Here is a 14516-nt window from a genome sequence, read left to right as displayed (position 1 = left end):
GTCCCCCTCGTTTAAAGATCGGATCGGCGCAGAGCACGGAAAAAATCTTGGAGAAGTTGGAGCGAGCGTTCCGCAAGGACCCCTCCCTCTACCTCGCACGGGAAGCGGGGGCGCCCATCTGGACCCAGGATCACGTGAAGGGCTCCTCCTAACCCACCCATTTTGGGGTCTGCCACCCCAAAGACCACGCGCGTAACGCGCGTTAGGAGAATGGCTCCGGCACAAAAAAAACACGGTTCCTTTGTAACATAGAGCGTGCAGCCACTAAGCCTCCAATCCCCTACGATCCGTGCCGCTTCCCGTAGCGCAAGAACCTCAGCATGAGCCAGAGCGTCACGGAGTTCCTCAACCCGGTTTGAGGCCCGCGCAAGGATTTCTTGGCCGCGGATGACCACGGCTCCGACGGGTACTTCTCCTCGCTCCGCGGCCTCTTCGGCAATTCGGAGAGCTTCTTCCATAAAGAACTGGTCCAGGTTATATTGGTCAATGTTCGGGGAGCTCATGAGTCTCTTTGACCTAGCGGCAAGGTAGGAAGAAGACCACTCAGTTTGAGACGTGAAAAGAGTTTTCTTATAAGGAATGAAAGCATTCCAGTTGCAACCTCTCTACGAAACCATCCGGCGGGGGGGCAAGGCGTGGTATCCCTTAGGCCCCAGGGTGCTCTGGAGAGTGACCGGGAAGGACGGGCTAAGGTATCTCCATGGCCAGTTAACTCGGGACATCCTAAACCAGCCGCCAGGGACAGCTTGTTATGCATTGGCTTTAACGCCGAAAGGGAAACTGGAAGCGGAATGCACCGTCTGCCGGGGGATAGCTGGGGAACTCTGGGTAGAAGCTCCCTGGGAATTAAAAGAAGTGTTACAGAAAAGATGGGAAAAGTTTCTTGTGGCTGACGAGGTCTTGTTTGAAGAATGTTCCCTGGCTTGGAGCCTAATCCACTGTTTTGGATCAGAACCGCCGGTTCTTTCCTCAAACTTCTTGTGCTGGGAAAGCCGTCGCCTTGGACTTCCGGGCTGGGATCTTTGGGTACCCGTGGGCGAGCTAGAAAAGCTATCCGTTGACCTTCCGCAAGTCCCTGAGCCCCTATGGGAAACGTTGCGCTCGGAAATGGGGATCGGCCGGTGGGGCAAGGAACTAGGACCGGATCTTCTGCCTCAAGAGGCAAGACTGGAGCGCTACGCAATTGACTTTAGAAAAGGTTGTTACGTAGGCCAGGAAGTCGTCTCCCGGCTAGCCTACGTGGGTCGTGTACATCGAGTTCTCAGTTTGCTCGCTTGGCAGGGAGAAGAGGGCGAACCATCTGAGCCTGTCCATTTCGCTCGAGAGGATACAACACCTCTCAAAAGCACAAGTCTTGCCTATTCCTTTGCTTTGAATCGTTTCATAGCTCTGGCTTTTCTCCCGGTCATTCACTCCGAACCGGGTACACGTTACCATTCCCCCTATGGGCCGTGGCAGGTCATAGAATTCCCCGCTCAGCTGCAACCATTTCCCTAGACCGCCAGTACCCGCGAGTCTCGGCAAGCGCAACGGTTGGAATAGGAAAAAGGGTTACTTAGCGCTGGGACTCTCTCCGCTTTCCTCCTTTTTCTCCGCGTGAGTGGCAACCGGTTGGGCGGCCGGCGACTTAGGGATGTAAGCCCACTTTCCATCTTCTATTTTCTTTAAGTGAGCGATCTTGCGGCCGGTGGAATAAAACCAGCTGTACAGGTTATTGAGCTTCATCCCCAACTTTTCTGCCAACTCACGAACCGTTAGCCCGGAGGGCCCGGCTTGCTCGAGTTCGCTCAATACTTTATCCCGTAACTGGCCAGGCCGGTTCATCCGAACTCTCGTACCCCTGGGTCGGCCACGGCGAGCTGTCACTCTCGGACCTGACCCGAGAGCTTCAATTCTCCGGTCGATGTTTTGGATCTTTTTAAGTAGCTCTTCCTTTTCTTCTACGAGTTTTGCTAGCTCCTGGAGATGGGCACTTGTCAATTGAGTGAGTTTCATACTGTAAACATATGTTACGGGAAAGTTCCTGCATGCAAGTTCTTTTTTGTGATTCTGGCAAAGAGAGATCTATTTTTGTCCTGCAAGGCGCGTGGAGTTCCTGCATCGGGCCAAGTTCCCACTTTCTAACTTTTGGTTGCACAAGCTGGGCCACGGGAAGAGCCCACGGGTGTAAGCGGCGTGTTTTTTGGCCGCAAAGAAAAAGCTCTTTGAGCAGTGGTCTAGCTAGGATTCGGTTTCCAAGGAATGTTCTTCGGGGGCCCGGAAGGCTATACGGAAAGCAGGAGCATTGTATCGGGGAAACGAGCCACGATCCACCCGTATGGGATAGTCACGTGCAAAGAAAACGGTGCGTGCTTTTGTTGGGTAGGTGATGCACGGAGAGTTCTCTTTTCCCTCCTCGTGATCAAGGGAAAAGTCACAGCCTGGATGAGAGAAAAAGGAGCGAACAGTTTGTTTCCCCAGTACCCGGTCAGAACGAAACGTCCGGTTCACAACCGAGGAGTTCTTAAGAAAAATCCGTCCAACGACTTGCGCGGGGCTACACAATGGTTCCATGTTTCGAGGAACAAGAGGGGGTTGGCCTATCGCGGGTTGGGTTTTTCTTTGAAACATCCAAACGCGATGAAGATCGGGCCGCCAGTTGGTTCGAATGGGCCGACCTAGGAAAACTCCTTCTTGTGGTACTGGTATCCGGGCCGCTCCCCAGGGATCCGTTGGGTTTGCCGCTTCCTTTTTGGATTTTTCTGACGGTAAACCTAGGCGATTACACAGGGTCGCGCGCAAGCGTTAGGCCAAGCAAATAAGCTTTAGGATTGGCCAGGCCCATTAGCGTGCAACTTTTTTATGGAGAAGAACCTTTTTCCATTGACTGACAGCCCGTCAACAAGCCGGGATTGGCCAAAGAGCTTCTTAGCTTGGTGCATGGCTCTGGTTGACTTCCTGTAAGAGACAATCGATAAGACCCTTCATCGTGTGCTCGCTGGCTTCACAATCGACAGGATAACCAAGATGCTTTAGCGCCTGGGTTGTCACCGGTCCAATGCTTGCGTACTTAGGGCGCGGGTGATTCTTTGTAGCTTGGTCCAAGCCCAAATCCTTCCAAGCGTGTACTGCGCTGGGGCTCGCGAAGAGAATCCAGTGAGCGCCTTCGTTTTGGAGCCGGTTTCGATCTCCTGTGGGGTCTTCGCGTTGCAACGTCGTTTGATAGACGGTTAGTGGGATGACCTGGGCTCCGTGTGCCTCCAAAAACACTTTGAGCTTTGGATCGGCAAGTGTACCGCGCACAAGACACACCCGTTTGTTTTTGACGTCTTCGTCTGTGAGCTTTTGAGCCAGTTCTTCCGTGGTGAATCGTTCCGGTATGAGATCTACTTTCAGATGGAAAGCTTCAACGGCTTGAGCGGTTTTCTTCCCCACGGCAGCGATCCTTGCATTGCCCAGGGCACGGACATCTCCGTGAAGCTTCCAAAGGAGCTCGAAAAAGATTTTTGCGCCGTTAGCGCTCGTAAAGACGAGCCAATCAAAAGAGTCTTTACAGCGTTGAATCCACTGGAGCTGGGCTGGTTCTAACGGGAGAGGCTCGATTTGAATGGTAGGAATTTCCAGCACATCGGCACCAAGTTCCTGTAACAAACGTGAGGCGAGCTCAAGCTCATGCATGGGCCGGGTGAGAACGACCCTCTGGCCCCAGAGAGGGCGTTTTTCCCACCACTGGAGCTGGGTGCGGAGGTTGACAACCTCCCCGAGGATCACTATCATGGGAGGACCGAGCCCGGACTCTTGCGCGCGGGCGGGTAACTCTTCAAGGGAGGTCTGGATCGTTTTCTGCCAGGGATAGGTTCCCCACTGGATGGCCGCCGATGGGGTCTTAGGGTTCATGCCTTTTTCCAGGAGCAACCGTACAGTAGAATGGAGCGTAGTTGCTCCCATGAGGATCACTTTGGTCCCCGGGAGGGTTGCCACCAGATCCCATCGGATCTGGGTCTCCTTCTTTTGGGGGTCTTCGTGACCGGTAAGGATGAGGGCGCAAGACGAAAGCTCCCGGTGCGTCAGCGGGATGCCAGCGTAGGCCGGGACAGCAAGCGCCGAAGAAACGCCGGGCACCACTTCGAACGCAACTCCGGCGTCAGCTAGCGCCGAGGCTTCTTCTGCTCCTCGACCAAAAAGGAAAGGGTCTCCGCCTTTGAGTCGAAGGACCTTCTTAGCCGCTCGAGCCTGCGCGATGAGTTGTTCTGTAATCATCCTTTGAGTGAGGGCGGGCTTACCGGGGGTTTTACCAACGTAGATCATTTGCGCTCCGGGCCTGGCCCACCGGAGGAGCCTGGGATGGCACAAGTGATCATAAAGGATAACGTCGGCTTGCTCTAGAAGTTCCTTGGTCCGGAGGGTGACGAGCGAAGGATCTCCTGGCCCGGCTCCGGCAAGATAAACAATCCCCTTGGCGGGTTTGCCTGGCACGTGAATCGGCTCCATATTCCCTTTTTCGCTCTCGTTTCCGTTGCCCGCGGGTTGACCGGCAGGCTGGTCGAATTTGTGTATGCTTCCGCTTGGGTAAGGGGTGTAAGTTTTGCTGCGTTTTTCTCTAGCTAGGATCCTGTTTATGGAGTTGTTCGGCTAGCTTTTTTCCAACCCCTTCTGGATCCTGAACCGTCCCTTCAATACGGGCCCGTTTGGGTTTTTCCCATCCGGGAAGGTGGGCAAAGCCTTCCAGGACCAGTCGGTTACCCTCAACGGTCCCTTTGGCTGCAATGGGAGCCCGGCAACCTCCCCCCAAAGCGTATAAAAAAGCTCGTTCCGCCCGTACCTCTGCGCTCGTCGGTGGATCGTGGAGCACGCGTACCACATCTCTGACCGAAGGATCATTCCGTCGAATTTCAACCGCCAAAGCTCCCTGCCCCGGGGCAGGAAGCATTTGGTCGAACGGCAAGGGAGTAAGATAGGGAATCGTAAGCGAAGGAGAGAGCCTTTTCCATCCGGCCAAAGCAACCAGGGTAGCAGTCCAATCCGGATGAGACAAAAGCTTGGCGAGCCGGGTATCCAGGTTCCCCCGGACAGGAACGAAATGCGCCCGGGGAAGGAGAACCTCCAACTGTGCCTGACGTCGCAAACTCCCTGTCGCAATGGTAGCTTCCCCCGAAAGCTCCTCAGGACGGGCAACGGTGTTACTCACCCAAAGATCGCGAGCGTCCTCTCGTTTGGGGATGGCGGCGATCTCAAGTTCCGGATGTCCTTCTACTGGAAGGTCCTTAAGACTATGAACCGCAAGATCGATTTCTCCTCGGAGGAGAGCTTCCTGGATCTCCCGGACAAAGATCCCTTTGCTAGCTTGCCCCGGTGTTCCATCCTGGAGCTGGTCTCCGCGGGTGTGAAGAACGATTTTCTGACAAAAAAGTCCTGGAAAACAATGTTGCAGAGCCCGGCAGACCTGGTCCGTTTGTGCGAGAGCTAGTAAGCTCCCTCGAGTGCCAACACACAGACGCTCGGTGGCCACGGTCAGACTTTTCTGGGCGCCAGTTCGCCAGCGGCAAACCGGTCCTGGGCCCACTTCATGAATTGATCTACAAAGTTTTGGATGATCAGAGAGCAGCGTTCCAATTCCTGGTATCGCTGTTTGAGATTCTGTTCGGCCATCTCTTTGAGGTCGTCAATATTATAAAGATACACATCGTCCAAAAGGTGGAGAGACGGATCGATGTCACGGGGTACGGCAAGATCGATTAAAAAAAGCGGCCGGCCCCTTCGGACGGAGAGAATCGGACCCAGATTTTCCCTTCTGATAACGTAGTTGGGAGCAGAAGTGGAGCTGAGAATGACATCGGCCAATTGACCCCAGAAGGCAAATTCTTCCCACGTGCTTGCGATCGCGCCCAACTCGAACGCGATTTTCTGAGCACGTTCGAAATGTCTCCCTCCGATCACTACGAGCTTGGCTCCCCGCGCATGAAGGGCACGGGCCGTACGGGTTGCCATGGTTCCCGTCCCGATCAAAACGACGACCCGCTGGGTTAGGGAACCAAAAAGTTTCTCGGCTAAATCAGCCGCGACGGATCCAACGCTAACACTTCCGCGAGTAATGAAGGTGGAAGAGCGGCACTGTTTAGCGGCAGCAAACGCGGATTGAAACAGCCGGTTAAGCCAGGGCCCGGTCATTCCCAGTTCCTTGGCGATCCCGTAGGCTTCCTTCAATTGCCCAAGAATCTCTGTCTCGCCAACAACCATAGACTCGAGGCCAGCGGCCACTCGAAAGAGATACTCCACGCAGGATCTTTCCTCTCGAAATTGGAGAAAAGGGCTAAGATCGGTGGAAATCTTATGGAAATTCTGGAGAAACTCCGCCCACGCTTTTTGGGTCCGCCCGGGATCGCAGGAGCGCGCAAAAAAATCCACCCGGTTGCAGGTAGAAACTAAAACGGCTTCCTCTACGTGCATGAATGCGCGCATCTCGGGAAGAGCTAGGGGGAGCTGCCGGGTTGCAAAGCTAACCCGTTCGCGAATTTCCAACGGTGCGGTCCGGAAGGAGATCCCTCCACAACACAAACCCAGCCTCATTCTATCCCAAAGGATTCGATCACAGAAACCGGTGGTTCTGCGATAGCGAGTTGATTCCCCAGAACGTTAGCAGGATAAAGAGGTAGCTAACCAGTGACGCAAGGGCCATCTGGTGGCAGCTCCACCGAACCGTGCGGGGAGCTAATACAAGAAAAAAATACACCAACCAAACAAGTCCTGACCACGCAACCTTGACCCAGTCCCACTGGCCTTGTGTGGAGATCCAAAACCCTAGCCCGATCCCAAGGCTAAGGAGAACAAATCCAAAAGCAAGGAGGCGTCGTTGGATGACCATAAGTTCTCCTAGCGATGGGAGCCGGAAAAGCCAAAGCCCTAGGCGGTAATGTTTCAGCTCGTGTTCCTGCACAAGGAAAAGAAAGGACGCGATGGCTGCAAGCCCAAGGACTCCATAGGCAAGGAGCGCCACCGTCGCATGGAATTCGAGCACCGGGCCCACTTTGGGAAGGGGACGGGCACGGTCCCAGGGAAGAACCAGAGCTGCCAGGTTAAAAACCGTCACCACGGGAGCGGTAAATAACCCGAGAACCGAAACATGGTAGATGGGACCAATGACCAGATGGGTCAAAAGGAAAGACCACGCGAGGAACGCCGATACTTCCCCCAGGGTGGTAATGGGGCAATGACCTACCGTTTTTCCCTCTTGATATAAGAAGATCGATTCAAAAAGAAACGCGAAGGCTAAAAGAGCGGTTGTCCCTGGGGGAAGGCGGGTTTTGGGGTTACTCAAGGAGGGAAGTCCCACCCCTGCAGCGACCGCTGTAAGCGCAGTGGCAGCGAAAAGCCAGCCTCGGGCTGTCATCCGGCAAAAGCCCCCACAATCGCTAGGTTGTCAATAGCAGGCGTCGCACCACTTCCTGCACTCTCTTCCCCTCCGCTCGTCCGGCAATTTTGGCCATGACCGCCTTCATAACGGGGCCCAGTTGAGCCACGGAAGAGGCTCCCAGTTCTTGGATTGTTTCCCTGGCCAGATTTTCCAGCTCCTCGTCGGAGAGGGCTTTGGGAAGGAACTCTTCGAGGATCCTCGCCTCCTCTTCCTCCTTTTGGGCCAGTTCCAGTCTTCCCCCTTGCCGAAAACCGGCCGAAGCATCGGCTCGTCGCTTGATCTCCCTGCGAACCACCTGGATTTCCTCGCTTTCCGTAAGCTGAGCTCCTTTTTCAATCGTGGCGTACTGGAGCGCGCTTTTGAGCGTTCGTAAAGTGGAAACCCGGTGGGCCTCCTTCCTTTGCATCGCAGCACGTAGTTCTTCTGCAACTCGAGTGACAATAGCCATAGGGCTATGATAAAAGGGAAAAGCTAACCCGTCAAAAAAGAGACCCGCTGTGAAGACCCTCTACCGCTACCTCCTCCGGCAAGTCCTGGCAGGTACCTTGGGGGCTACGGGTGTACTCGTCTTCGTTCTGGTCACGGCCAATTTTCTTCGGGACGGAATCGAGCTTCTCAATAACCGGGAGGTCAGCCTTTGGGTTGTCTTGCAGCTCATCGGGTACCTCGTCCCTTTCGTTCTGACCTTTGCGCTCCCCTGGGGACTCCTGGTCGCCGTGCTTCTGGTTTTTGGCCGATTGGCGCAAAACCGGGAACTCCTGGCGCTCCATGCCAATGGAATCAGTTTGGCTTCGATCGTTGCGCCCATCCTTTGGATGGCTTTAGCGCTGAGCTTTTTCTCCTTTTGGATTAACGCCTTCCTGGGCCCTCGAAGCCGGCACGCCTTTAAGGAACTTTTTGCTGATACGATCATTTCGCATCCCATTTGCCTTTTCCAATCACAGAGAGCGGTTGACCAGTTCCAAGGTTTCCGGATTTTTGTGGGAGGCCGGCGTGATACGGAGCTTCAAGACGTTCACTTGTGGCAGATCGATGAAGGATACCGGCCGGTCCGGTGCGTTCGGGCGCGAAAAGCGCAAATCCTGCAGGACTTGAAACACCACCGGCTGGTTTTGACTCTCTACAAGGCTCGCCAAGAAGAGAGGACCGGCTGGGGTCCTAACGCAGAGGTTCAGGAGACCTCAGGAGGCCGTGCGGACGAGCTCCCGTTAGAAATTTCTCTTATCCCGCTGATCGAGCGGATGGGAACCCCGAGATCAACCGGCGGTTCCACCCTGGCAGAGATTGCCAAGGATCTTCTGGATCGCTCTTCCATTCTCCATCGTTCCAATCCAACCCCCGTGCTGACCGAGATTCAAAAAAGGCTAGCGTTTTCCTTTTCGTGTTTCACGTTTGCGCTGGTAGGGATTCCGATTGCCCTTTGGACGCGCAGGGGGGAGACTTCGCTCAATCTGGCCCTGAGTTTGGCCATTGTCCTTGCGTACTATCTGGTCATTCTGGCAGGGGATGCGCTCAAAGCCCGTACTACCCTTTTCCCGGAATTGATCGTATGGTTCCCCAATTTCGCTTTCCAGTTGGCTGGTTGTGCCTTTCTTTGGAAGGCAAGCCGCCTATGATCTCGGCGAGGCAAGCGAAAAAAGAGAAGTTGCCCAACGCTTGAGCCTAACCGTCTACGTCAAAGCACGGGGCAGAAGGAGAAAGGAAACGTCTCTCCTTGCCCTCTTTACGATTGTATCGGTCCCCCCGTTTTGCCCACAAGCTCCTTTGCTAAGGCGAGAGCTTGGGACCGGTCCTTGATCTTTCCCTCAAGCTGTGCTTCTCGGATCTCGGCCAGGATGCGACCCAGCTCTTTTCCGGCGGGGATCCCCATAGCTTGCAGATCCCAGCCAGTAATGAGCCGGGGGGGTTCGATTTCGCTCTGGCTAAGCTCGCTTTGTTTTTGAATCAAAAATTCATAGATCGATAAATCTCCGTGAGAAGACAGACAATCAATCCGGTGAAGTTCGAGTTCCAGCGCAAACGTGGGCCGCGCCATGAGTTTTTTCAAAGTCGAAAGGCGCATATGAGGCACGTCTTTAAAGGTCATATGATTGGCTACAATCGAGGAAACTTTTTCAGTGATTTCCCGGCTGTATCGAAGCCGCCGAAGAATGTCTGCGGTCAATCGGGCACCTACCGTTTCGTGTTCGTTAAAACGGATTCTCCCATTTTCATCCCGCCGGGCCGTGAGAGGTTTACCAATGTCGTGGAAAAGACAGGCCAGGGTTAATTCCAAGGGAGCTTGGCGAAGATGCGATAACATCAAGCAGACGTGCTCAAATACGTCACCCTCCGGGTGATATTGGGGTGGCTGTTCCACTCCATGAAGCGCAGCCACTTCCGGGAGGATATGCACAAGAAGCCCGCTTTCATCCAAAAGCCGAAGACCCCGCGCTGGTTCGGGTCCCGTCCATATCCGATCCAATTCTTCTCGAATACGCTCGGGCGCGATGTTCTTGATTGCAGCTGCTTGTTCCCGGATAGCAAGCCATGTGGCGTTTTCAATGTCGAAGCCTAGATTGGCGGCAAGCCGGATCGCGCGCAGCAATCGCAAGTGATCTTCGGAAAACCGGGCTCGGGGGTCTCCAATGGCTCGGATCAGGCGGTTGTGCAGGTCCGCTTGACCCCCCACAAAATCAATGACCTTTTCTCGAAGCGGATCGTAGAAAAGGCCATTAATGGTAAAGTCGCGCCGTAACGCATCTGCCTGGGCGGTAGCAAAGCGTACGGAAACGGGGCGTCGGCCGTCCTCGTATCCCAGGTCCTCACGAAAGGTTGCCACCTCAAACGTGTGTCCCTCTTCAAGGACGCGCACCACACCGAAGCATTTTCCTTCTAGACCCGTCGTTTTTGGAAAAAGCTTCTGGACCTCTTCAGGCCGGGCATCCGTCGCAATGTCAATATCCTTGGGGAAGCGTCCGAGAAGCTGATCCCGCACGCATCCTCCGGCAAAATATGCGGTAAAACCGGCTTTTACCAGGCGTGCGACGATCTTCTTGCCAATTTCCCATGCTTGCGTTGCCTCGCCCATGTTGGTAAAGGAACCCGTTTCCCTCTCCTTTGGCAACTCCCCAGGGCAGGACGGAGATGGGGGAAGAGCAAGAGTGGGGGATTTTTCCCCGACCAGGGGTGCAGATGCGGGAACGGGTTTCCCACGCGTTTTGGGGTGCGTGGGGAGGGGTCCTCGCGGGGGAAAAAGAAAAAGAATTCCCCCAATGGTACCCCAAAAGGCAAAAACTCCAAAACTTGCCAGTGAAAAGGCCAGAGCAACCGGTGCGGCAATGCCCAAAGGTGCCAGAAGGAAAACAAGGGAAGCTTCTCGAATTCCCAATCCGCCAATGGAAATGGGGAGGGAACAAAGCGAGGTGGCTAGGGAGATAACCACGCCGAGTACCAGGAGTGGGAGCCCTACCCCCAGTCCTCGGGCTAAAGCGCCGTACAATAGAATCCCGCCCCATTGAATGAGGAGAGACAAACCCAGCCCCAACCAGCATATTTTGCGGCAGGAACGGTAGCGCCGAAGCGTAGCCCAGAACCGCGTCCAAAAAGGGGAACGGCGGTGCCCGCATCGGTCGTTACGAAATCGGACGGAATGAGGTAGGAACAAAAGAAAAAGGCCGGCAACGCCCAAAAGAGAAGCAGTTCCTAAAGCAAGGGCCCACAAGGGACGGGTTGAAAGGGGAATCGTTTTCCAAGGGAGGAAAATGGCTAATATGGGAGCGGAAAGACCGGTGGCGATCGTCCCTAAAAGCCGGTCGTAGATGAGTGAGAGAGCCACAGCGAGGCGAGCTCGACGCCGGAAGGACTGGACCACTACAAAGCGTACGATATCCCCCCCACTGGATCCGGGCAGAAGCAGGTTGAAACACTGGCCGAGGAGAGTAATCCGGAAAGACGCGCGAAAGGAGAGAAAAATTCTTTGTACTTCCAGGAGTTTCTTCCAGCGCCAGGCTCCAAGGAGCAGCTGGAGACCTGCGAGGAGCTCGGCCACCACCAGCCAGGAGCCTCGAACCTCTTGGGAAACTTGCCACACGGTCCTCCAGGGTATCTTCCAGGCCAAAAGGGATAGGAGAACCAAAGAAACGCCCGCCCGCACGAGAAGGTTTCGGCGGCCGGACGGTAAATAGAAAGCTGGCCAGTGCATCGGTTTAGGGGTGTCTGTGGGTCGAAGGGAAGAAAGGCTCTGCGCGTGTTGACAGTTACCATCGGACAACCGGAAAACGATCTCCATAGACGTGATCGATGCGCCCGACTGCCGGCCAGAATTTGCGCAAGGCGACCCAGGGCAAGGGGAATGCTCCCCGTTTCCGGTCGTAGCTGTGCTCCCAGCGCTCCTGGGTAACCATGGCAGCTGTATGCGGAGCCCAGCGAAGAGGGTGATCCTCCCGGTCGAGTTTCCCCTGGGCAATTTCCACAAGCTCAGTGTGAATGGAGATCATTGCCTCGCAGAACCGGTCAAGCTCCTCCTTTGTCTCCGTTTCTGTCGGCTCGATCATGAGAGCGCCGGGCACCGGCCAGGAAATCGTAGGAGCATGAAATCCATAGTCCATCAGCCGGCGGGCGATGTCCTCTGGACCCACTCCTGCCGCTTCCCTCCAAGGTCGTACATCGAGCACGCATTCGTGGGCGACCCAACCTCCGGGGCCTCGGAAGAGAACCGGAAAGTAGGGGTCAAGACGGGAGGCCACATAGTTGGCATGAAGAATAGCGGTAAGCGAAACCTTGCGTACCCCTTCTTTTCCTAAGAGCGATAGATAGACCCAAACGATAGGAAGAAGACTTGCGTTGCCCAAGGGTGAGGAGACAAGCGCCCCCCCTTTTCGGTCGCTCCTTCTATCCCATGGGTGGGACGGGAGGTAGGGGGCTACATGCGCTATTGCTCCCACTGGTCCTGCCCCCGGGCCTCCTCCCCCATGGGGAATACCAAATGTTTTGTGGAGATTCAGCTGTCCAACATCCATACCCAGTTCTGCCGGGCGACAGAGTCCTAAGATTGCGTTCATGTTGGCGCCGTCCCAGTACACAAGCCCCCCGTGTTCATGCACATCCTGGACGAGTCGCGTCATACTTTCCTCAAAAATTCCGTGTGTGGTGGGGTAGGTAACCATCAACGCCCCAAGCTTTTCTCCATACTGGGCAATAGCTTGCTTCCACGCTTCCCGATCGAGGCACCCCCGCTTGTCGGATGGGAGAGTTACAACGTCAAAGCCCGCAAGCCGTGCACTGGCGAAATTGGTCCCGTGGGCGCTATCCGGAATCAAACACAGTTTGCGATGCGATTCCCCACGGTGCTCGTGATAACGACGAATCGCAAGCAACCCTGCTAGCTCGCCCTGGGAACCTGCGTTGGGTTGAAACGTGAAGGAGGAGAACCCTGTAAGCTCGCAGAGCCAGTGTTCCAGTTCCGCGACCAGCTCCTGGTATCCCTCCTGCCAATCGAGGGGAATGGCGGGATGGGGGGTTGCAAATCCTTCCCATCGCGACGCCACCAAGCAAGCTGCAGGTGTCCATTTCATTGTGCATGAGCCCAAGGGGATCAGCCCATGTACAAGGCTATAGTCTTTTTGCGCCAGGGAGTGAATGTATCGGACCAGCTGGGCTTCGGTCCGGTACTGCCGAAAGATCGCCTGCTCGCAGAAACTTTCCTTCCGCAATAGCTCAGCTGGAAGATCCTCGGTTACTTCCTCCCAAAGTCTTGGAAGCTTCCACGCATCCCGCTCCAGGTTACCCTCCAAGAAAACGTCCAAAAGCGTCTCTAGCACCCCCGTGTCTACCGTCTCGTCGAACGCTACCAGAATTTCTCCTGTCTCTCGGGTTTCCCGTTGACCCAAAAAAAGGCCTCGGTCGAAAGCGTGCTTCCGAACATGTTCCGCCCGCTCGGGAGTGGTAGTGATGGCGAGCGTGTCGAAATAGGGGCCCGGATCCACACGGTACCGCGGATCTTTCCCAATCGCACGTGCCACTACCCGGGCCAAGAGGTGACATTTCCGGGCAAGTTTTTGTAATCCCTCCCTTCCGTGATAAAGGACATAAAAGGCAGTGGCAATCGCCGGGAGAACCTGAGCTGTGCAAATGTTGCTCGTCGCTTTTTCGCGTCGAATGTGTTGTTCTCGAGTCTGAAGGGCCAAGCGAAAGGCGGGATTACCGAAAAGATCACGGCTTAGCCCTACGATCCGGCCAGGTACGCTTCGAAGGAAAGCTCTTCGCGTAGAAAAAAACGCTGCGTGCGGGCCTCCATAAAAAAGAGGAAGACCTAACCTCTGAGTCGTGCCTACGACCACGTCTGCTCCCATAGCTCCGGGAGGCAAGAGAATCGTAAGCGCCAGGGGATCGCAGGCAAAGCCCACTCGGATCCCTTTCTTTTGAGCTTCTTGGACCCAGGGACGGTAATCGAAAATGGTGCCACGAACGGTAGGATAGGGAAGGAGGGCACCAAACCATTCCTCCCTCAGGCGTGTTCGGAAAGGATCGTCGATAACCACCTCCCAACTGAGAGCTTCCGCACGGTTTTGAAGAACCGCTAGCGTTTGTGGCAGACACTCCGAGCTAGCGAAAAATTGTTTCCGCCTAGGATCTTGGGCGATCCGATAGCAAAAAAGCATGGCTTCTGCGCTAGCGCTTGCCTCATCGAGAAGAGAGGCGTTGGCCACCTCCATGTGGGTTAGTTCCGCGACAAAGGTTTGAAAAATAAAAAGCGCTTCCAGTCGTCCTTGGGAGATCTCTGCCTGGTAAGGAGTGTACGGAGAATACCAGTAAATATTTTCCCACACATGACGCCGCAACCATTCTGGCATCTGGCAGTGCCGGTAACCAAGCCCAGCAAGGGAACGAAAGGGACGATTTTGGGCTGCCAGCTGGCCAATCCGTTCCTTGGCCTGGTCCTCTGTCAAAGGCTGGGGCAAAAGGAACACATGCCTTGTGCGAACTTCGGCAGGGATCACTGCTTCCTCAAACTGAGCGAGAGAAGAAAAACCTAGTGCCTCCAGAAGAGGTAGGACATCGGTTTCCAAGCCCGGGATTGGGGTTCCGCTCAACGAGAGAGCTTCCCACGCGCAAGAGGAAGAACTCTGAGATCCCGATTGCATGC

11 protein-coding genes are annotated in these 14516 nt (G+C 55.1%); 2 read left to right on the top strand and 9 right to left on the bottom strand.

The features are described 5' to 3' along the window. Positions 1 to 11 precede the first annotated feature (11 nt). Complete coding sequence (locus KK925_RS04485; RefSeq protein ID WP_174581945.1) at positions 12 to 503, bottom strand: nucleoside deaminase; 492 nt, start codon at positions 501 to 503, stop codon at positions 12 to 14. A 76-nt stretch (positions 504 to 579) separates the two neighbouring features. Here KK925_RS04485 and ygfZ point away from each other — a divergent pair, with 76 nt between their 5' ends. After that, positions 580 to 1497 carry a CAF17-like 4Fe-4S cluster assembly/insertion protein YgfZ gene (ygfZ, locus tag KK925_RS04480; protein WP_174581944.1) on the top strand — a complete coding sequence of 306 codons (918 nt, stop codon included), beginning with the start codon at positions 580 to 582 and terminating at the stop codon, positions 1495 to 1497. A 54-nt stretch (positions 1498 to 1551) separates the two neighbouring features. Here ygfZ and KK925_RS04475 read toward each other — a convergent pair whose 3' ends face one another. From KK925_RS04475 to KK925_RS04450, 6 genes are all read right to left on the bottom strand, one after another. Further along, entirely contained in the window at positions 1552 to 1995 is a 444-nt protein-coding gene (locus KK925_RS04475) for a hypothetical protein (RefSeq protein WP_174581943.1), read from the bottom strand. Positions 1996 to 2907: 912 nt separating this feature from the next. Further along, positions 2908 to 4470, bottom strand: a complete 1563-nt coding sequence (gene cobA, locus KK925_RS04470; RefSeq protein ID WP_174581942.1) for a uroporphyrinogen-III C-methyltransferase — start codon at positions 4468 to 4470, stop codon at positions 2908 to 2910. Positions 4471 to 4579: 109 nt separating this feature from the next. After that, a complete protein-coding gene (gene hemC, locus KK925_RS04465; RefSeq protein ID WP_174581941.1) occupies positions 4580 to 5488 on the bottom strand; it encodes a hydroxymethylbilane synthase in 909 nt (302 codons plus the stop codon). A gap of 2 nt (positions 5489 to 5490) precedes the next feature. Then, positions 5491 to 6546, bottom strand: coding sequence for a glutamyl-tRNA reductase (gene hemA / locus KK925_RS04460; protein ID WP_174581940.1), 1056 nt, complete (start codon positions 6544 to 6546; stop codon positions 5491 to 5493). 19 nt (positions 6547 to 6565) lie between these two features. Then, positions 6566 to 7366, bottom strand: a complete 801-nt coding sequence (locus KK925_RS04455) for a cytochrome C assembly family protein (RefSeq protein WP_174581939.1) — start codon at positions 7364 to 7366, stop codon at positions 6566 to 6568. Positions 7367 to 7388: 22 nt separating this feature from the next. Further along, positions 7389 to 7838, bottom strand: a complete 450-nt coding sequence (locus tag KK925_RS04450; RefSeq protein WP_174581938.1) for a GatB/YqeY domain-containing protein — start codon at positions 7836 to 7838, stop codon at positions 7389 to 7391. A gap of 49 nt (positions 7839 to 7887) precedes the next feature. Here KK925_RS04450 and KK925_RS04445 point away from each other — a divergent pair, with 49 nt between their 5' ends. Further along, positions 7888 to 9006, top strand: coding sequence for an LptF/LptG family permease (locus tag KK925_RS04445; protein ID WP_174581937.1), 1119 nt, complete (start codon positions 7888 to 7890; stop codon positions 9004 to 9006). A 107-nt stretch (positions 9007 to 9113) separates the two neighbouring features. Here the strand turns inward: KK925_RS04445 and KK925_RS04440 are convergent, their stop codons facing one another. Beyond that, positions 9114 to 11660 carry a lysylphosphatidylglycerol synthase domain-containing protein gene (locus KK925_RS04440; protein ID WP_174581936.1) on the bottom strand — a complete coding sequence of 849 codons (2547 nt, stop codon included), beginning with the start codon at positions 11658 to 11660 and terminating at the stop codon, positions 9114 to 9116. Beyond that, complete coding sequence (gene gcvP, locus KK925_RS04435; RefSeq protein ID WP_174581935.1) at positions 11629 to 14514, bottom strand: aminomethyl-transferring glycine dehydrogenase; 2886 nt, start codon at positions 14512 to 14514, stop codon at positions 11629 to 11631. Before gcvP ends, KK925_RS04440 begins: the two co-directional genes overlap by 32 nt. Positions 14515 to 14516: the final 2 nt, after the last annotated feature.

It is taken from the genome of Candidatus Methylacidithermus pantelleriae (assembly GCF_905250085.1).
Classification (GTDB): Bacteria; Verrucomicrobiota; Verrucomicrobiia; order Methylacidiphilales; family Methylacidiphilaceae; genus Methylacidithermus; species Methylacidithermus pantelleriae.
This window is presented reverse-complemented; position numbering and strand designations above follow the sequence as displayed.